At 36.0% G+C, this 18,954-nt stretch carries 16 protein-coding genes and 1 pseudogene; 11 read left to right on the top strand and 6 right to left on the bottom strand.

What is annotated here, in order from left to right; genetic code table 11:
• Nucleotides 1–35 precede the first annotated feature (35 nt).
• Nucleotides 36–626: pseudogene (locus AC3WSO_RS04800) on the bottom strand (TetR/AcrR family transcriptional regulator).
• 279 nt (nucleotides 627–905) lie between these two features.
• Here AC3WSO_RS04800 and AC3WSO_RS04805 point away from each other — a divergent pair.
• The 8 genes from AC3WSO_RS04805 (at nucleotide 906) to glpK (ending at nucleotide 10,335) form a co-directional block, all read left to right on the top strand.
• Entirely contained in the window at nucleotides 906–1,217 is a 312-nt protein-coding gene (locus AC3WSO_RS04805) for an ArsR/SmtB family transcription factor (RefSeq protein WP_492529166.1), read from the top strand.
• Between the two features lie 152 nt (nucleotides 1,218–1,369).
• Complete coding sequence (locus tag AC3WSO_RS04810) at nucleotides 1,370–2,563, top strand: MFS transporter (RefSeq protein WP_492529168.1); 1,194 nt, start codon at nucleotides 1,370–1,372, stop codon at nucleotides 2,561–2,563.
• Nucleotides 2,564–2,831: 268 nt separating this feature from the next.
• Complete coding sequence (locus AC3WSO_RS04815) at nucleotides 2,832–4,121, top strand: AAA family ATPase (RefSeq protein WP_492529170.1); 1,290 nt, start codon at nucleotides 2,832–2,834, stop codon at nucleotides 4,119–4,121.
• Between the two features lie 91 nt (nucleotides 4,122–4,212).
• Complete coding sequence (locus AC3WSO_RS04820; RefSeq protein WP_079559607.1) at nucleotides 4,213–4,788, top strand: RloB family protein; 576 nt, start codon at nucleotides 4,213–4,215, stop codon at nucleotides 4,786–4,788.
• A gap of 450 nt (nucleotides 4,789–5,238) precedes the next feature.
• Entirely contained in the window at nucleotides 5,239–6,882 is a 1,644-nt protein-coding gene (locus AC3WSO_RS04825) for a glycerol-3-phosphate dehydrogenase/oxidase (RefSeq protein ID WP_492529171.1), read from the top strand.
• A gap of 150 nt (nucleotides 6,883–7,032) precedes the next feature.
• Nucleotides 7,033–7,596, top strand: a complete 564-nt coding sequence (locus tag AC3WSO_RS04830; RefSeq protein WP_492529173.1) for a glycerol-3-phosphate responsive antiterminator — start codon at nucleotides 7,033–7,035, stop codon at nucleotides 7,594–7,596.
• A 156-nt stretch (nucleotides 7,597–7,752) separates the two neighbouring features.
• Nucleotides 7,753–8,559, top strand: coding sequence for an MIP/aquaporin family protein (locus AC3WSO_RS04835; RefSeq protein WP_492529175.1), 807 nt, complete (start codon nucleotides 7,753–7,755; stop codon nucleotides 8,557–8,559).
• Between the two features lie 279 nt (nucleotides 8,560–8,838).
• On the top strand, nucleotides 8,839–10,335 hold the full coding sequence (gene glpK / locus AC3WSO_RS04840; protein WP_492529177.1) for a glycerol kinase GlpK: 1,497 nt from the start codon (nucleotides 8,839–8,841) through the stop codon (nucleotides 10,333–10,335).
• Between the two features lie 145 nt (nucleotides 10,336–10,480).
• On the opposite strand, the gene AC3WSO_RS04845 is transcribed toward glpK, so the two are convergent.
• From AC3WSO_RS04845 to AC3WSO_RS04855, 3 genes are all read right to left on the bottom strand, one after another.
• The gene (locus tag AC3WSO_RS04845) at nucleotides 10,481–11,368 is read right to left on the bottom strand and encodes a sigma-70 family RNA polymerase sigma factor (protein ID WP_492529179.1); all 888 of its coding nucleotides are present in this window, start codon (nucleotides 11,366–11,368) and stop codon (nucleotides 10,481–10,483) included.
• A gap of 75 nt (nucleotides 11,369–11,443) precedes the next feature.
• Nucleotides 11,444–11,677 carry a DUF2798 domain-containing protein gene (locus AC3WSO_RS04850; protein ID WP_492529181.1) on the bottom strand — a complete coding sequence of 78 codons (234 nt, stop codon included), beginning with the start codon at nucleotides 11,675–11,677 and terminating at the stop codon, nucleotides 11,444–11,446.
• Nucleotides 11,678–11,713: 36 nt separating this feature from the next.
• Nucleotides 11,714–12,571, bottom strand: coding sequence for an NAD-dependent epimerase/dehydratase family protein (locus AC3WSO_RS04855; protein ID WP_492529183.1), 858 nt, complete (start codon nucleotides 12,569–12,571; stop codon nucleotides 11,714–11,716).
• A 295-nt stretch (nucleotides 12,572–12,866) separates the two neighbouring features.
• On the opposite strand from AC3WSO_RS04855, the gene AC3WSO_RS04860 reads away from it, so the two are divergent.
• Nucleotides 12,867–13,625 carry an alpha/beta fold hydrolase gene (locus AC3WSO_RS04860; RefSeq protein WP_492529185.1) on the top strand — a complete coding sequence of 253 codons (759 nt, stop codon included), beginning with the start codon at nucleotides 12,867–12,869 and terminating at the stop codon, nucleotides 13,623–13,625.
• A 204-nt stretch (nucleotides 13,626–13,829) separates the two neighbouring features.
• Here AC3WSO_RS04860 and AC3WSO_RS04865 read toward each other — a convergent pair whose 3' ends face one another.
• Nucleotides 13,830–15,041, bottom strand: coding sequence for an IS110 family RNA-guided transposase (locus AC3WSO_RS04865; RefSeq protein WP_492529187.1), 1,212 nt, complete (start codon nucleotides 15,039–15,041; stop codon nucleotides 13,830–13,832).
• A gap of 411 nt (nucleotides 15,042–15,452) precedes the next feature.
• On the opposite strand from AC3WSO_RS04865, the gene AC3WSO_RS04870 reads away from it, so the two are divergent.
• Both AC3WSO_RS04870 and AC3WSO_RS04875 read left to right on the top strand, forming a co-directional pair.
• Complete coding sequence (locus AC3WSO_RS04870; protein WP_492529189.1) at nucleotides 15,453–15,947, top strand: CDI toxin immunity protein; 495 nt, start codon at nucleotides 15,453–15,455, stop codon at nucleotides 15,945–15,947.
• Nucleotides 15,948–16,117: 170 nt separating this feature from the next.
• On the top strand, nucleotides 16,118–18,199 hold the full coding sequence (locus AC3WSO_RS04875; RefSeq protein WP_492529191.1) for a catalase: 2,082 nt from the start codon (nucleotides 16,118–16,120) through the stop codon (nucleotides 18,197–18,199).
• A gap of 141 nt (nucleotides 18,200–18,340) precedes the next feature.
• Here AC3WSO_RS04875 and AC3WSO_RS04880 read toward each other — a convergent pair whose 3' ends face one another.
• Complete coding sequence (locus tag AC3WSO_RS04880; protein ID WP_492529193.1) at nucleotides 18,341–18,889, bottom strand: hypothetical protein; 549 nt, start codon at nucleotides 18,887–18,889, stop codon at nucleotides 18,341–18,343.
• Nucleotides 18,890–18,954 lie beyond the last annotated feature (65 nt).

Below are 18,954 nucleotides of genomic sequence, written 5' to 3' on the forward strand. Positions count from 1 at the left end.
AACAACTAAAAAACTAGAGGAATTAATATATGCCTCTAGTTCTTTGATGAGTAATATTGTAAAAGTTTTTTAATTTGCTCAATGCTATAATACATATGCTCATTATTTAAAAACAAACGGCTCGTCATAATAGCACCTTCCAAAGTTGTAAATAAAAAGGATGCTAAAGAAAAAGAATCTATATTTTGAAGAAATTCTTTTGAATTTACTCCTTCTTCAATGATAGATTGAATAAAAAGTAATATTTGATTATGTGCTTCAGCAGCCTTTTCATGAAGCTCTAGAAACCATAATCTGTTTCTATGGCCGTATTTAGTAGTGGACATCCCCCGTCAACAGGTGGATTATTAGCAGCATCTTGATATACCTTAAACATTGCTATTAATTTTTCAGTAGCTGAATCTTTTGATTTAGTAGCTTCTAAAAAATGATTCCAAACATTACTTAGAATACTCAAATGAAGCGAGAGCAATTTCATTCTTGTTTTCAAAACGTCTATTAATTGCACCTTTTGGTAATCCTGTTGTACTCATAATATCTTGAATAGAAGTTTGACTGTAGCCTTTTTTATTAAATAAGGCTAAGGAAGTTTGGATAATGAGATCGCGAACTTTATCTTCCTTCATCGTTTCACCCTTTTTTTCATATGGGTTAGTAATTATTATATCTAAAAATGAAATAACTTTAAAATAGAGTTAAAATTTTGTGATTTAATTAACAATCTAAAGATTTATGAAAGTGATACCACAACTAGATGGTAAAGCTATCAATTAGAAAATACAATGATTAAAGAATAAAAGAGATAAGCATCATTGCAATTAAATGTATGGATTCTGGAATAGACAGATGATTTTAACTTTTAAAACTTCGTTTACAAATCTATAAAAATAGATATAATGAATTTTATGGAACCTTCACAAATCTATAAAGCATTATCAAACGATACAAGACGTCAAATATTATTATGGTTAAAGAATCCAGAGGGATTTTTTGATGAAAAACTTTATTTACAACAAGGAATTAGTTTTCAAGTTGGAGTATGTGTAAGAGATATTCAATTGAAAGCAGGACTAGCTCAATCGGTTATCTCTAATTATTTATTGACTATGCAACAAGCTGGATTATTACAATCCGAACGTATTGGAAAGTGGACTTATTATCGTCGGAATGAGAAAACAATAGAAGAATTTCGAGAGTATGTTCAAAAAGAATTATAAATGGAAAGGAGGGTTTCTTTTTTTTGGTTCAATACATCTAATTATACAGATATATATAATTATATATATGTTGTGTAGTTATGATTTCACATCTATCAATATTTGTCACAATGTTCAACAATTAATCAATTTAAGATTGGAGATTTTTATTAATGCGAAAAGTAAATCCTTTACTTATTTTTATACTAGCAATAGGTGTATTTGGAATTATTACAACAGAGATGAGTATTGTCGGAGTATTACCACAAATCGCTCGGAAATTTGAGATTTCAACCGTACAATCAGGTTTATTAGTGAGTATATTTGCTCTAGTAGTTGCTATCTCTGGGCCATTTTTAATATTACTTGTGTCTGGGATTAATCGTAAGCTACTTTTATTAACAACAATATTTATATTTGCTATTTCAAATATTTTTTATGCTTATACGACACATTTTGAAGTTATGCTTATTTTTCGTATTATTCCTGCGGCACTTCACCCTCTATTCTTTTCAATAGCTCTTGTAACTGCAGCTAATCTTGTTCCTCCAGAAAAAAGCGGCCGAGCAGTTTCAAATGTTTTCATGGGAATTACGGTTGGCTTTGCTTTAGGTGTACCATTAACTTCTTATTTTGCAGAACAGTTTTCATTAGAAATTGCTTTCTTATTTGGAGCGATTGTAAATGCTGTAGCCTTTATAGGAATATTAATATTGCTACCTTCTATGCCTGTTAAAGAAAAAATGACTTTTGGCAAGCAAGTCGGTATATTACGAAAAACCGAATTATGGTTAAATATAGGAACTGTTGTATTTATTTTTGCAGCCATGTTTTCGGTATACAGCTATTTTGCTGAATACCTTGCAAAAGTCACTCACATGAATGGCTCCTTGATTAGTATCATGTTGCTAATATTTGGTGTAATTATGATTCTAGGTAATTCTTTGTTTGGATTTCTTTTGCAAAAAAATCTGTTGAAAACTGTAATATCATTTCCGGTACTATATTTATTCGTTTACCTATTTGTTTATTATTTAGGCTCTTATTTCGTTCCAATGATTTTTATGGTATTCATTTGGGGAATTGTACATTCTGGCGGTTTAATCGTTAGTCAGGCATGGTTAATAAGTGAAGCTAAAGAAGCCCCTGAATTTGGTAACAGCCTATTTGTTTCATTTTCAAATCTTGGAATTACTTTAGGAACATTTTTTGGCGGTTGGTTTATTTCTCAATTAGGAATTCATCAACTTATTTGGAGCGGCATTATTTTTTCACAGCTTTCTTTTGTATTGATATTAATAAAAATAAAATTTTTTAACTCTAGTATTCCATCGTCATCAAATTTAAATAATTGCGAGACCCAGTAACGGAGCGAATGTTTTCTGTGCGAAAGCGAGGCGACAGCAAGAATGTTTTGTCCGCTCGCTCCCAGGAATGCGAGTAGCCCTTAGGGAATCAGCGTCTTCCAATTAATAAAATGGTTAATGTATTGTTTGTTCCACGAAAATCTTTTAGCGTTTTATAGATTTATTCTGCATTGTATTAGTATTATTCTGAGCAATATGTCTTTTTTTGCGACTATAGTATAATAATTGTTTAAAGGAATGTTGTGAAATTGAACGGAGGCTTGCAAATATGCTAGTAGATTTTAGAGTGAAAAATTGCCTGAGTTATAAAGAGGAAACACTATTTTCAATGGTAGCGGGAAGCCGTATTCGTAAATTAAAGGACACACATACGATGAAATTTGACTCGTTACGCCTTGTAAAAAGTGCTTTTATTTTCGGACCAAATGGAAGTGGAAAATCGAACTTATTCACGGCCATAAAAATTTTACGTTCTTTATTGTTTAACTTTGAAAATCTGAATAATGTTAAACAACTACGTTTGCCCTACCAGCCGTTTAAGTTAGGAGGTCAGCAAGGGAAACCGACAGAATTTATGATTTCATTATTCCTAGATGGGGTACTGTACGATTATGAGGTTCAATATAATGCTTCACAAGTACTTTATGAAGGGCTAACTAAAACGACAAAATCTTTGAAAGAGCAGTTCTTTACTAGACAATGGGATGGGACAGAATATTTGTATGAAACTGCCGAAAGCACAGCGCAAGAGCTGACAAAATATACGCGTAATAATACAGCGTTCTTATCAGTATTAAATGTCTTTAATGACACAGATGCTACGAAAATATTTGATTGGTTTTTACATAAAATATTGTTTTTAGATGAAGCGAATCGGTTATCAAGTCATCCACTTATTCGTAAACTTGAAGAAGAGCCCTTTAAAAAAGAAGTGATGAAGTTGCTAAAGGTTGCAGACTTTTCTATTCAAGATGTGACGGCAAGACGCGTTGAGCGTAGAGAGAAAAATACGATTAGCTATGATTTTGACATGCCAGAGGTTATTCAAGAAGTAGACATCGATTTGCACTATTTATCGTTCGATGAAGCAGGTGCGCCGATCGGGACAGAGACGATCAATTGGACGATGGATTCGAAGGGGACAGTCCGTATGCTGCATTTGGCATGTGTCATGGTAGATGCATACAATAAGGGGAAGACTATTTTTATAGATGAATTTGATACAGCATTTCATGTGTCCATCTGCGAATTTTTAATGGCCATTATGAACAGCAAGCGTAATGTTACGAATCAATTTGTTGTCACAAGTCATGAAATTGATTTATTAGACCAGCCACTTCGTTCCGATCAAATATGGTTTGTAAATAAAAGCTTTAAAAATGAATCCGAGTTATACTCCTTATTCGATTTTGCAGATTTGCAGAAGAAACGTGGAGATGTTTCCTTTGCCAAGCGTTACTTAAAAGGAGAATTTGGGGCTACACCGGTTATTAATGAATATTTATCAGATCAATATTTAACTTCTTTCAACGGGTATCCAAACACCCCGCTAAAATAGAGGAACTCAGCCGAAGAACGCCAAGTCCGGTGGCAATTTATCTGTGCGACAGCCGAGGCATAATTGATAGGAAGTAGGAGGTGTCTGAGCAGTGAGAGTACGTCAGCAAGGGAATCGAACACTGCGTAAAACCATTTTAATTTATTGCGAAGGTGAAACCGAACGCATTTATTTTGAGCAACTACGTATTTTAAAGCGTTCCAAACTGGTAAGTGTCAAAATAAAAAACGTTAAACGTTCGGCTATTAAGCTTGCCCAGCATGCCTACCGAGATTCAAGCTATCAATATTTTGATGAGGTTTGGATTGTTTTTGATAAGGATGATTTAACGGAAAAACAATTAGAGGAAGTGAATGACTTTTGTGAGGAGAATAATATTCATATTGCCTATTCAAATGAAGCGTTCGAATTATGGCTACTATTGCATTTTGAAGAGGTCGATATGTCTGAAAAGTATCCCCGTGCAGTATTAAATGACAAGATGGAGCAGCATCTTGGTATAACACGTTATATTCGTCATAAAGCGGATGAATCTGTCATTGCACCTATTGCACTTCGACATGAGGTTGCTATTAAAAATTGCACAGATATGATGGCACTTCGCAAGACAGAAAGCCGTGATAATCCTTATTGCAACATACATGAAATGATACAATACATATTTTAACTTCTTCAGCGGGTGTCCAAAAATCTGCTGTTTTTATATTTCAGCAAAAGCGGTGGGAATAACAATTATTAAAAGTATGTCTATATTAAGTTGATCTTCGTTACGACTGGGCGACTCCTTCAATGCGACAACAACAATTAAGATTTATTAACCACGATTCAAAATGTAGATAAATAAATTTGTTGTATTGGGGAATAAATAACACCAGAAGCCATGACAATTGAACAGTACATATGAACGTTCTAAACCTATAAATGATTGAAAAGGGTATTTTGTATTTGTATGATTTAGTCTATTGAACTTGCCTTTTCTTTCTAAACACATTACAATGAAGTTAAGTTAATATAAGGTTTGAGCGATTGAGAGACCATTAAAAACATATGTACATTGCGTACATGTGCTTTTAATGGTCTCTTTTTTTTCGTTCTTAAATTAAGGAGGAATTTTATTATGAGTACGGCTTCAGCAATACAACGTCAACAAACAATTGAAGAATTACAAAGTAAAGAATACGATTTATTGGTGATCGGTGGAGGTATTACAGGTTGTGGTATCGCACTTGATGCAATTGCTCGTGGACTATCTGTAGCGTTAGTTGAGATGCAAGACTATGCTGCTGGGACTTCTAGTCGTTCGACAAAATTAGTGCACGGTGGACTTCGTTATTTAAAACAATTTGAAATAAAAGAGGTTGCAGAATTAGGGAAAGAGCGTGCAATCGTTTATGAAAATGGACCACATGTAACAACGCCAGTTTGGATGTTACTTCCATTCCATAAAGGTGGCACATTTGGTAAATTCTCAACGAATGTTGGTTTACGTGTTTATGATTTTTTAGCAGGGGTTAAACGTTCTGAGCGTCGATATATGTTAAACGCTGCAAAAACAATGGAAAAAGAACCTTTAGTCAAAGCTGAGGAATTACGTGGCGGTGGTGTTTATGTAGAATATCGTACTGATGATGCACGTCTGACAGTCGAAGTTGCCAAAGCTGCCATCGAAAAAGGTGCTACACTCATTAACTATACAAAAGCAGAAAACTTTTTATACAATGACGAAAAGAAAATTAATGGTATCGTAGCACAAGATTTGATTGCCCAGAACGCATTTAATATTCGTGCAAAAAAAGTTGTAAATGCTGCTGGTCCATGGGTAGATGACGTTCGTACTATCGAAGGGAAACAAAATGGTAAGCATTTAATTTTATCCAAAGGTGTGCATATCGTTTTTGATGAATCTAAATTTCCACTACGTCAAGCTGTCTATTTTGATACACCTGATGGTCGTATGGTGTTTGCAATTCCTCGAAATGGGAAGACATATGTTGGAACGACAGATACATTTTACGAAGGCGATGCACGTGAAATGAATATTCATCAAGAAGATCGTGATTATATTATGAAGGCTATTCATTACATGTTCCCAAAAGTAAAAGTCACAGATGAAGATATCGAATCAAGCTGGGCAGGTGTTCGCCCATTAATTCATGAAGAAGGTAAAAATCCATCTGAAATTTCTCGTAAGGACGAAGTATGGGAATCTCCTTCAGGTCTTGTGACAATCGCTGGCGGTAAATTAACAGGTTATCGTAAAATGGCTGAAACAGTTTTAAATAAGATTGCACAAGATTTAGAGCAACGCTTTAGTATTTCATCAAAACCATGTCATACAAAGAATATTCGTATATCTGGTGGAGATGTTGGCGGCTCTGAAAACTTAGATGCCTTCGTATCAAAACGAACAAAAATGGGTGTCGATATCGGATTATCGGAAGAGGAGGCAAAACATTTAGCGCATCATTACGGTTCTAATGTAGACACTGTTTTTGAATATGCTAAAGAACAGCATCCTGTTTTACCTCAAGGGTTATACGCTCAACTACTATATGGTATCCATCATGAAATGGTTGTTCATCCAAACGACTTTATGATTCGTCGTACAGCCTATATGTTTTTTAATATCGCCCTTGTTATACAATATAAAGATGCAGTATTAGATGAAATGGCAAAACAATTAAATTGGTCTCCTGAACAACGTACACAATTTGAAAAAGATTTAAATTTAGAAATAACAAGAGCTACAACTGCATTATAATAAAAAGGAAGGTCGTCTTAATGGCGACCTGACTTTTTAACTTCTTTAAGCCTCTGGCGGATGTCATAGAATCGACTTTGTGCAAGTAAAGAGCCGATTCCGGAAGCAATTATGCCGAGGCATTATTGATTGATATAAAGGGGAAATCCAATGAATTTCAATAATCAACAAATTATTCCCGCTGCACGAACAGTAAAGCAATTTGATGAAATCTTAAATAGTCGATTCGAATACATTGTTCTATTAGAAGTGCATATTAGTTTGCTCATGTCAATAAAACGAGAGGCGGATCGGAACGGTAAAAAATTAATTATTCATGCAGATTTAATTCATGGCTTAAAAACGGATAACTTTGCAGCTGATTTTTTATGCAATGATATCCGTCCTGCTGGAATAATTTCCACGCGTTCTAATATGTTAATAAAGGCAAAAGCTCGTGGGATTATTGCTATTCAGCGTGTCTTTTTAATTGATACGATCGCACTTGAAAAAAGCTTTTCAATGATTGAATCAGCAAAGCCAGATTTTATTGAATTATTACCAGGTATTATTCCTTCTATGATTTCAGAAGTGCACCAGCGTACAAAAATCCCTGTTATTACAGGTGGACTAGTCCGCACTGCTGAAAGTATAGAGGAAGCGTTATCAGCTGGAGCAGTAGCGATTACGACATCAAATAAGAACTTGTGGGAAAATTTCCAAAAATATTGTTGACTATGTATGTTATTTTCTCTACAATGTACATAAGTTAAAAAGCGCGTGGTTAGGAAAAGGAACCCACATTTATTCATCTGCATTGAAATGTGCAGTTTGTTTAAGTGTGGGTTTGTTTTTTTGCTAGGTGTACTATTTACAAAGGGGGCTTTTTGTATGTCAACATTTACAGCTGAACTTGTCGGCACGATGATTCTTATTTTGTTCGGTGGTGGCGTTGTTGCAGGTGTATCACTGCACAAATCGAAAGGTTTTGGCGGTGGATGGGTAGTGATTACATTCGCTTGGGGTCTAGGTGTAGCTATGGCTGCATATGCTGTTGGTGGTATTAGTGGGGCTCATTTAAATCCTGCTTTAACAATCGCGCTTGCTTCAATCGGTAATTTCCCATGGGAAGACGTGCCTATGTACATTGCCGCACAATTGATTGGTGCATTTTTAGGTGGGGTACTCGTTTATTTTATGTATTTACCACATTGGAAGGGTACGAAAGATCCGGAAGCGAAACTAGCTGTATTTTCTACAATGCCAGCTATTAAGCATCCATTATCAAACTTAATTTCAGAAATGATTGGTACATTTATACTTGTTTTAGGTATTCTAGCATTAGGAACAAATACAATTACGGATGGTTTAAATCCATTTCTAGTTGGTATGTTAATTGTAGTTATCGGGATGGCATTAGGAGGCCCTACTGGTTATGCAATAAACCCTGCGCGTGACTTAGGTCCACGTATTGCGCACTTTTTCTTACCAATCCCAGGTAAACGAGACTCAGGGTGGTCATACGCATGGATTCCAGTTGTAGGTCCAATTATCGGTGGTACATTCGGTGCCCTATTTTTTCAGCAAATTTTTGAGGGAGAAAATAGTATCGCATTTTGGGTACTAGCTATTATCGTAGTTATTATTTTTATCAGTGCTCAAATGACAGTGAATAATATTAAAAGTGAAGAGCAGTAAGTAAATCAATTATGCCTCGGCATAATTGCGTCTGGGATAGGCTTTGTGCTTAGGCCTGCACGATGCAGGTCAGTTAGCCGTTATCGCATGGATGCGATGATTTTAGGCTAACATCCCCAAAGAATTCCTTTCCGATTCCGTGACATCCGCCGGAGGCTTTAACTTTTTTCAGCTGGTGTTTTGACACCGTTGAAAGTAGCTGAAATCGCATTTATCTCACCACCTATAAAGGAAAGAGAATTCGGCTGAAAGAAATTAAAAAAATTGGAGGTATGACCGATGTCAGAAAAAAAATATATTTTAGCTTTGGACCAAGGTACAACAAGCTCACGCGCTATTTTGTTTGATGAAAAAGGGAGCATTCTCCACGTTGCACAACAAGAATTTCCGCAATATTTCCCACAATCCGGATGGGTTGAACATCATGCAGAAGAAATTTGGTCATCGATTCTTTCTTGTATCGCTACAGTGCTTTCTGCAAAAAATATTGAATCAAACCAAATTGCTGGGATCGGTATTACGAACCAACGTGAAACAACTGTTGTTTGGGATAAACATTCTGGGAAACCAATTTATAATGCAATAGTCTGGCAATCGCGCCAAACAAACGCTATTTGTGAGGAACTGAAAGAAAACGGTTACAATGACTTATTCCGTGATAAAACAGGTTTATTAATCGATGCCTACTTCTCAGGTACTAAAGTAAAATGGATTTTAGACAATGTCGAAGGTGCTCGTGAAAAAGCCGAAGCAGGCGATTTATTATTCGGTACAATTGATACTTGGTTAATATGGAAATTAACAGGTGGTAAAGTCCATGTTACAGATTATTCAAATGCTTCTCGTACATTAATGTACAACATTTATGATTTAAAATGGGATGAAGAACTTTTAGACATTTTAGGCATTCCTGCTTCTATGCTTCCTGAGGTTCGTCCTTCTTCAGAAGTGTATGGCTATACGGAGGAAGCTCTGTTCTTCGGCTCTGCTGTTCCAATTGCAGGGGCTGCAGGTGATCAACAAGCTGCACTATTCGGTCAGGCTTGTTTCGAAGAAGGTATGGTGAAAAACACTTACGGTACGGGCTGCTTTATGTTGATGAATACTGGTGAAAAAGCAGTGAAATCAGAAAATGGCTTATTAACTACGCTTGCATGGGGCTTAAATGGCAAAGTAACGTACGCTTTAGAAGGAAGTATTTTCGTAGCTGGTTCTGCGATTCAATGGCTACGTGATGGCTTACGAATGTTCCGTTCTGCTTCAGAATCTGAGCAATATGCTGCGCGTGTAGAGTCAACTGAAGGTGTTTATGTAGTTCCTGCATTCGTTGGCCTAGGAACACCTTATTGGGATTCAGATGTACGAGGCGCAGTCTTCGGTTTAACTCGTGGTACTTCTAAAGAACATTTTGTACGTGCAACATTAGAAGCGTTGGCGTATCAAACAAAAGATGTACTTGGTGCGATGGAAGCGGATGCCAATATACCGTTGTCGAAATTACGTGTAGATGGTGGGGCTGTTGCAAATAATTTCTTAATGCAATTCCAATCAGATTTATTAAATGTACCTGTTGATCGTCCAGTCGTTAATGAAACAACAGCTTTAGGTGCTGCGTACTTAGCAGGTTTAGCAGTTGGCTTCTGGAACTCGACAGATGAAATTAGTGAGTATTGGAATTTAGATCGTCAGTTCACACCTAATATGGATGAATCACATCGTGAAGAAATTTATGCAGGGTGGAAAAAAGCTGTAGCTGCTGCTCAAGCGTTTAAATAAGAGATAACTGAATAGAGACGAAAAAACCTTGATAGGCTGATTTGAAGCGATTCCGGTTGTTAGACAAAAATCCAACTGGAGCCACTTCACTAGCCGATCAAGGTTTTATTATAGGTAAACGAACTTTCCTTATACAAACGCATCCTTAAATAAGATTATATTTTAACTTATTTGGATCTACTACATAGAAAATCTTGTTAATTGTTTGGGATGAAGAATTCCAGTCAAAACAAAAAACGCCTGTTATTTTTTCATTTTCAGTGACTACTATTCCATATTGATTATTTATTATAGCTGCAGTAGCGCTTTTTCCAAAGAAAAACTTTTTTGCGATTCCTGAAATAAGAGCTAATACTCGCTCTTTACCTTCAATGATGTTTATTGCCGTTCTTACTTTACCTCCTCCATCAGCTGCAAATAGAATATCATTAGATAACAAATGGGTTATTCCTTGAATATCCTCGTTGGATAATGCCCATATAAATTGTTCTATATAAGTTTTCTGAAGATAAACAGTCAAATTTTTTTCGCTTTTTCTTCCCATTTTAATTTGTGCTCTACTCAATATCTTCCGGCTATTAACAGCCGTTGTGTTCAGAACATCGGCAATCTCACTATGCTTTAGCCCTAGAGCATTTCTTAATACGTAAGCTATCCTCTCTTTAGGTAAAAGGTTTTCCATAAGAACCATATATGAATAGCTTAATTGATCTGACTGGATTAGATTCTCAAGAGGCTCACTATTGAATGTCTGTAGTATAGGTTCGGGTAACCATGTACCTATATAATTTTCTTTCTTTTTTCTACTTGATTTTAGTTCATTCATACAGCGGTTAACGATCATTTTATTTATATAAGCTTTTAAATTAGTAATATCTTTCTCAATATTTTCATGTTCTTTTAATTTCAAAAAAGTATCTTGAACAATATCATCAGCATCTGTCATTGAACCAAGTAAATAGTATGCTATGGATAAACAATAATTTTTATACTCTTTATATAAGTCTTCTATATTCCAATCTTTGATCAACATGATAAATCCTCCCTCTCTAATATTATGCATATCATAATCCGAGAAATATTCTACATACATTTTATATTTTATCTATCATTTCTCTACAAAAGTAATGAATGTCATAAGTTTAGTTATAATCTGTGGAAAAATGTAAGCACAAAGTAAAGCACATAAAAATGATTCTCCCCACATTGGTAGCCAATGAATTAAAAATGTATGGCTATATCCTAAGTTTATAGAAACAAGGATAAACGATATGAAACAAGAATTAAAAAGTCCATTTAGAACAGTGTAAATAAAAGACTTATAAATTTTATTTATTTTCATAAGGTCGCCCTTCTTATATTGTAGTTCCTTTTATTTTTAATAATGATGCAATAATTTAAATCCTTTTGTCCAAGAAGTGTAAATAGGTTCCCAGCCATATTGTTTTTTTGCTTTTTTATTTGATGCTCCTCGTTCCCAAGAATTATATATATCATTTATGGGGGGGAGAGGGGCCCCAATAACTTCAGCAAAATAGGGAAGCCAAATAGAGCTTTTTGCAGGTTCATCATCTACAATGTTTACAGAACCTGACTGCCAATTTAAAGCTAATACAGCTGCTCTTGCTGCGTCTTTTACGTGGATAAAGGATGTCATCCCATTTGTAGCGTGTAGTTCCTGACTCTGTAATTGTTTAGCAATTTTACCGTTATCCGAATACCAAGTTTCAGGACCATATAATGTACCATAGCGAAGGATAACGAACTCAGGCATTTCTTTTACCTTTTCCTCTAATGAAATAACACCATCAATTGTTTTTTTGCGAGGTAATGAGGCTTTAGTATCTAAAGGTGTTTCTTCTGTAGCTAGCGTATCCCCAGACTCATAAGCCCATGAAATACTTTGTGCAATGATCTTTTTTACTCCAACGTGATTAGCTGCATCAACAAGGTTTCTTGTTCCTTCTATTCTAATTTTCGAATTATCTTTTATATCGCCACTACTTAGTGCAGTCAGTTGATGCATTACAACATCAGGCTGAGTTTCAATTAAGGCTGCATAAATACTATCCCGATCAAACGCATCTGCGATTACTGGTTTTACCCCCATCTCTTGCATTGTTTTAACATGTTTTTCTGATCGAATCATCCCGATTACTTCATGCCCCTCGTCTATTAACATCGGAATCACCATTTTTCCAATTACACCGGTAGAGCCTGCAAGAAATATTTTCATAAATAAACCTCCTAATGATCATAACTACAAGATTAATATTTCTAAAAACTAAGACAATTAGGGATTACGAAGTGTGACACTATTATAGAAATATTTATGTACAATATAAGCGGATTGAATCCTTATACTATTCTTCATGTGTTATGCATAACAGTACCTTGTATTAAAGAAGTGTATAAAAGAGAAAGTTTGTGAAATCAATGTGCTTAAAGTAACAGGGCGCTTTAGCAAAAGATAACTGAGTTGCATAGACCGAAAATATTGTAAAGATTATAATTTAATAGGGTGATTAAAAGTGACTATACATCATAAAAAGATAATCGATTTCTATGATAGGCGTATACTGTTCAATAAATATCAACGTAAAAATACGCCAAGCGTAATCTTTATTGCAGGGTTAGGCGATAGCCATGAAACATGGAAAAAGGTCCAAGACCGAATATCGGATGAAACGTCAACATTGTCCTATGACAGGGCGGGTATTGGCAGGAGTCAAGACATAGCAGTCCCACGAACTTGCTATGATCTTGTCGAGGAGCTCTCCGAATTGTTGCAAGCGCTTGACGTGGAGAAGCCCTATATATTGGTAGGACATTCCTTTGGTGGGTTGGTCGCCAGACTGTATACCAGTCTTTATCCGCTAGATGTATGTGGTTTGGTTTTGGTTGACGCTGCACCAGAATATAAAGAACTTGCCTATGAAAAGGTTCTACCAGAAAATCTACTTGCAGGAAATAGGGAATATTTCGAGAATCCTATGTTGAATAGTGAGAAGATTGATAAAATACAGAGTTATAAGCAAATTGTTGATCATTCAAGACAAAGTGACATCCCTCTCACAGTTATTACAAGAGGTTTACCCGATAATTTTGAAGTTGGATGGCCCTCTCAAGAAATATTAAAAATTGAACAAAGTCTACAAGCAGAATTCCAATGGCTGTCAACGTCAAGTAAGTTCCGGATTGCTAGTCGTAGTGGACATTATATACATCATGATGAGCCTAATATTGTGATAGAAGAGATTTTATTAATGTTAAAAGGGATGGGAAAGTGAGCATCCTTATTCAACGAACGAGGTGCATTTATTAAAGATTATTGAGTTGCATATGCAGCTCTTTTCTTACGATTAGTCAAGTATCTATAATAACTTTCTTAACTCTCTGATATTATTTTGATAAATTGGGCCATGCTGAATAAGCCTAGTGATTTTTCGATTTTTCATAAGGCTTTAGTATGTTAAACTGATGCTACGACTGTACTAGGGAGCCAACCTGTAGTCGTAGTTTTGATTATGTGTGACAAGAAAGAAGATCGTTTTCAATAACTTGTTTACACATGCGACGGAGGCAACCTTATGACATTTGTTATAGGGTTGCGTTTTTAATTTATCGTAGTACTCAACGATGTGATTTCCACCAAATCGTCGCTGTCTAATCATGTTCTGAACGGTTAGATACATTATTTTACGTAGGTGTTTATTGCCGCGTTTATTAATCTTGTCTTTAGCTATAAACTTCCCGGATTGATACCGCCTAATATCAATACCTGTATAGGCATTCAACTGTCTGTTGTTGTCAAACCTCTGAATGTTCCCAATTTCTGCTATGATTCTGACAGCTGAGTTAGCTCCAATAGCCGGAATACTACGTATTATGCTATACTCTTCAAGCCTTTCGGCTATCGACTCCATTTTACTGATACATTGTTCTTTCTGAAGGAGAAGCTCTTGAAACCGTTTAGCATATACACGAACTTGATCACAAACCACATCTGTTGAAGACGCGGCGGGGTAAGATTGCTTTGCGGCTTCTATTAATTCAACAGCTTTTTCCTCTGCTTTGTTTACTGCCATTCGTTTATTTGTGTTTGCGAGTATTCGATTTTTAATGATTGTTTTTGAATGATTCAAGACTAGATCTGGATGAGGGTATAATTGTACTACGTTTAGGAACAGTTCAGACTTGGTCGTGAAGATATTCTCGAGTTCAGGAAATGTTTCCTGGACGACCTTATGCAATCGACTGCGGGTGACGCTCAATTCATCATCCAATTCGCTGTAGTGTCTCGATAATCGTTTTAACTGACGGTAAACATCATTGGAATCTGTTTCAATCCGTCTTTCGTGCGTAAAGTGTGTGAGTGCCAATCGATGTGCATCACTTCGGTCAGTTTTGTGAATCCGTAAGGAATCACATTGGAGTTTTGCTTCCAAGGGATTTAATAGGCAATAACTATAGTTGTTCTCTTGCATGAAACGTTCCAGTGTTCTTGAATAGACTCCTGTAGATTCAAATACGATATGAGGTTGCTCATCATATCCTTCAATTAAGTCATCAATTAACTTTTTAAGGTCCATAAATCCCGGTCGATTGTGCGCAATTTCCTTTTCCAACTGACATTTTTTCAGCGCGTTATAGACAACCATATAACTCTTTCCCATACTAATATCAAAGGCGATGACATGTTTCATGTTCTCCCTCCCTATGTGTTTTGAAGTCTTCACATTAGCCTTATTGATTCCCATTTCTTATACACGATCTCAAAGGATCCAACATACTTAAACCTGATTCAAATAAGGTTGTGAAGTAGGTCAGTTTTTTTTACGGATTCAAGATCCAAAGAGCTGCCCGACCTATTCTTCACCTCTACTATATAAAAAAATAGTAGTACGAACCAATGCCTTGGTCTGCACTACTAATCTTAGTATGTTTTTCTTTATTGAACTTATGGAGCAGGATAATTCAACAAAAGGATCTGTTATGGTTAAAGATATGAAATAACAAGTAGAGGTAGGTCTACAGTGAATCTGTCACATCCGATTGAACAATCGAGGGCACACCTTTTTTTAAATACAATAAACTAAATAGTTAGGGTGAATATGATGGAGGATAAAAAGGAACGTTTAAAAGAGTTACTAGCCAATCAAAAGCAAAAAGAATTAAAAGAAGAGGAAAAAAGAGAATACGAAACAGTTTTAAAGGAAGTTTATGCGTTATTTCCCACTATTGTTTCTAAAGAGGAAGTAGAAATATTATCAAAAGAAGATTCAAAAAAAATTACAGAAGAATTATTTGATGAATTTCCATTTGGCGCTAACGGGATTGAATGGACATTTATGTTTTACAAAACTATATTTTCTAACTTTGTTGATTATGAAGGTGCATTAGCAGAACTAGTCATTAAAAATCATAAAGTAAATAATGAAATTTGCTATATTATTGACCTTAACTCTCAACATGTCATTCAAACAAAACTGATTAGAATTATACATAGAGTCGAAGAAGTTAGAAATTGGGACAGATATATTTATTCACCTCAAATTAAATTGGTGATCGAATTCCCCTCCAATGATATTGCTGTAGGATGGAAGAAATAAGTGTCTACTTTACACTTCAAATAATGGGGGCGGTATTTATGCTAAAGGGACAGAATAGTTATTTTGTCATAATTCAAGAAATAATTGAGAAAGATCTTCTATAGCAACGTCTTGAAGCATGTTTATTCTAGACAATCATATAGTGTATATTGAGAATTATGAGTATTGGAATGAAAGGGGATTGCGTGGATAAATCTAAGTCGAATCAGGGCAAAAATTTAGACGAGAATGCGAAAGATCAGCAGCTAGAGCAGTTTCGTGTCGATAATGAAGGAAAAAAGATGACGACGAATCAGGGGCTAAAAGTTTCGAATGATGAGGATTCGTTGAAGGCTGGCGTTCGTGGGCCAACCATTATGGAGGATTTTCACTTTCAAGAAAAAATGACGCATTTTGATCATGAACGTATTCCAGAGCGTGTAGTGCATGCGAGAGGTTTTGCGGCACATGGAGAATTTGAGCTGTACGAATCGATGAAAGAATATACTAAAGCAGGCTTTCTACAGGACCCTAATAAGAAAACACCTGTATTTGTCAGATTTTCAACTGTAGTCGGAAGCTTAGGGTCGATGGATACTGCACGTGATGTTCGTGGTTTTGCTACGAAGTTTTACACCGATGAAGGCAATTATGATTTAGTTGGAAATAATATACCTGTCTTTTTTATTCAGGATGCAATTAAGTTTCCTGACTTAATTCATGCGGTAAAGCCTGAGCCTCACAATGAAATGCCACAAGCAGCCTCAGCACACGATACATTTTGGGATTTTGTGGCGAACAATCAGGAAATTGCGCATATGATTATGTGGCATATGTCTGATCGTGCAATACCTAGAAGTTTTAGAATGATGGAAGGGTTCGGTGTTCATGCTTTCCGTTTCGTCAATGATAAAGGAAAGTCGAGATTTGTGAAATTCCATTGGAAGCCTGTGTTAGGTGTACATTCACTCGTTTGGGATGAAGCGCAAATTATTGCTGGAAAGGATCCGGATTTTCAACGACGTGATTTATGGGAATCAATTGAGATCGGTGATTATCCAGAATATGAGCTTGGTGTACAAATGCTTGAACCAGAGGACGAGTTTAAATTTGATTTTGATATTTTGGACGCAACTAAGCTTTGGCCCGAAGAGATAGTGCCAGTTAAAAAGATTGGAAAAATGACTTTGAATCGTAATGTAGATAATGTTTTCGCAGAAACAGAGCAAGTCGCCTTCCATCCAGGAAATGTTGTGCCCGGCATAGACTTTACCAACGATCCACTTTTACAGGGCAGGCTATTTTCTTATTTAGATACGCAGCTAATTCGTCTCGGAGGACCAAACTTCGCAGAAATACCGATAAACCGACCTGTTTGCCCAATTCATAACAATCAGCGCAATGGCTTTAGTCGACAAACGATTAATGTAGGAAAAGTGAGCTATCATAAAAATTCTTTGGCCAACAATTCCCCTTCACCATCAACGGCAAGGGAAGGTGGCTTCGTTCATTATGAAGAAAAGGTTGAAGGACGTATTACACGAGCACGTAGTAAATCGTTTGATGACCATTTCTCCCAAGCAAGGCTGTTTTGGAATAGTATGTCACCCCCTGAAAAACAACATATCATTGACGCCTTTAGTTTTGAGGTAGGAAAGGTGAAAAGTAAGTCTGTTCGACAGCAGGTTGTCGATATGTTTGTCCGTGTTGATAAAGCAATGGCAACGACTGTGGCTGATAATATTGGTGTTAATCGTCCAAAGGGAGAGCAAGTAAATGTCACGTTATCATCTCCTGCACTTAGCCAGGCAAATACAATAAAAATGCCACAAACACTTAAAGTAGGCGTGCTTATAGGTGATGGATTTGATGCAAATGAAGTTGGAGAATTGCTGAAATCTTTAACAAGACAGGGAGTTCGATACAGTATTATTTCCGACAAATTAGGGGGTGTCACTAGTAGTGATGGCGTACAGTTAACAGCAACTGACACATTTATAACTACTGATGCGGTACTATTTGACTCGTTATATGTTGTCGGCGTAAAAGCAAAAAATCAGGCAAAGTTCAATTCTTATATTGTTAATTATATCAATGAAGCGTATAGACATTACAAACCAATTGGTATTGCTACAACCGGAACGCCATTTTTTAATATGTCCAATGCCAATGTCGGGCCAGGCATTGTGTTGGCCACTGGCGACAAAGACTTCGCTAAAAAATTTGTCAACGCCATAGCTCAACAACGCTTTTGGGAACGTAATATTTATTAGCTAATATTATTTTGATCATGGATATAGGGGATATCCGAGGGAGTGGAGAGAATAGCCGAGAAAGCAAAGCGAATACCATGATCACAACGTATAATGAAAATCTCTTCTTGTTCTATTAAGAATAAGGAGAGATTTATTTGCTTATTGCACGTTAAATTCAATTGTAGCGGATGGCTTGAACTCCGTTTTTTGTTCATTAGAGTCTTCTGTATAAAAATCAGTACTTCCTTTTACGATATAATGCCCTTTTGGAAAATGACCTTTCATTGTTTGTTTCATAAATTCAACGAGTTTAGGTTCTGAAAATTCGTTGTAACCGCCTCCGCTCGTGTAGAACTTTTCGTAGGGCACATTTCGTTCAAGAATACGTGTAATTAGTGGAGTATCCATTGTACTAGGTATTTCAAAATTTCGGGTCGTTTCCTGTAAATTAAATAAAAATGGGGAGCCTCCATGGTAAATAGTTACGTTTTGTGCCTGCCCTACATATGTGAGTTTAGCCGTTATCTTTATAGGTTCCCCTTCTATGAAGGTAGGTTTTGCAATAGAAAGTTCATAAAGAAAGTCTTCCTGTTGTGTAGTATCCGTTTGTGAATAGTTCTTACTTGGTGGGGGCTTTAATGCGTCTTTGTCATGACAGGCGGCAACTAGTAATAGCATAGAAAATAGCAGTAATAATGATTTAGGCATACAATCCTCCTTTTACAGTAGCTGACGATGGGACAGACGAAATGTTACTAAAATTCTTGTAACAT

This window comes from Lysinibacillus sp. EB106-09-02-XG168 (assembly GCF_058791475.1).

What these genes read in the sequence shown, in the direction of transcription:
- AC3WSO_RS04830 (WP_492529173.1), top strand. Translation starts at nt 7,033, where the DNA reads ATGAATTTCAATAATCAACAAATTATTCCCGCTGCACGAACAGTAAAG.
- AC3WSO_RS04850 (WP_492529181.1), bottom strand. Translation starts at nt 11,677, where the DNA reads ATGAAAATAAATAAAATTTATAAGTCTTTTATTTACACTGTTCTAAAT.
- AC3WSO_RS04835 (WP_492529175.1), top strand. Translation starts at nt 7,753, where the DNA reads ATGTCAACATTTACAGCTGAACTTGTCGGCACGATGATTCTTATTTTG.
- AC3WSO_RS04880 (WP_492529193.1), bottom strand. Translation starts at nt 18,889, where the DNA reads ATGCCTAAATCATTATTACTGCTATTTTCTATGCTATTACTAGTTGCC.
- AC3WSO_RS04870 (WP_492529189.1), top strand. Translation starts at nt 15,453, where the DNA reads ATGGAGGATAAAAAGGAACGTTTAAAAGAGTTACTAGCCAATCAAAAG.
- AC3WSO_RS04875 (WP_492529191.1), top strand. Translation starts at nt 16,118, where the DNA reads ATGAAAGGGGATTGCGTGGATAAATCTAAGTCGAATCAGGGCAAAAAT.
- AC3WSO_RS04855 (WP_492529183.1), bottom strand. Translation starts at nt 12,571, where the DNA reads ATGAAAATATTTCTTGCAGGCTCTACCGGTGTAATTGGAAAAATGGTG.
- glpK (WP_492529177.1), top strand. Translation starts at nt 8,839, where the DNA reads ATGTCAGAAAAAAAATATATTTTAGCTTTGGACCAAGGTACAACAAGC.
- AC3WSO_RS04825 (WP_492529171.1), top strand. Translation starts at nt 5,239, where the DNA reads ATGAGTACGGCTTCAGCAATACAACGTCAACAAACAATTGAAGAATTA.
- AC3WSO_RS04810 (WP_492529168.1), top strand. Translation starts at nt 1,370, where the DNA reads ATGCGAAAAGTAAATCCTTTACTTATTTTTATACTAGCAATAGGTGTA.
- AC3WSO_RS04845 (WP_492529179.1), bottom strand. Translation starts at nt 11,368, where the DNA reads ATGTTGATCAAAGATTGGAATATAGAAGACTTATATAAAGAGTATAAA.
- AC3WSO_RS04865 (WP_492529187.1), bottom strand. Translation starts at nt 15,041, where the DNA reads ATGAAACATGTCATCGCCTTTGATATTAGTATGGGAAAGAGTTATATG.
- AC3WSO_RS04815 (WP_492529170.1), top strand. Translation starts at nt 2,832, where the DNA reads ATGCTAGTAGATTTTAGAGTGAAAAATTGCCTGAGTTATAAAGAGGAA.
- AC3WSO_RS04805 (WP_492529166.1), top strand. Translation starts at nt 906, where the DNA reads ATGGAACCTTCACAAATCTATAAAGCATTATCAAACGATACAAGACGT.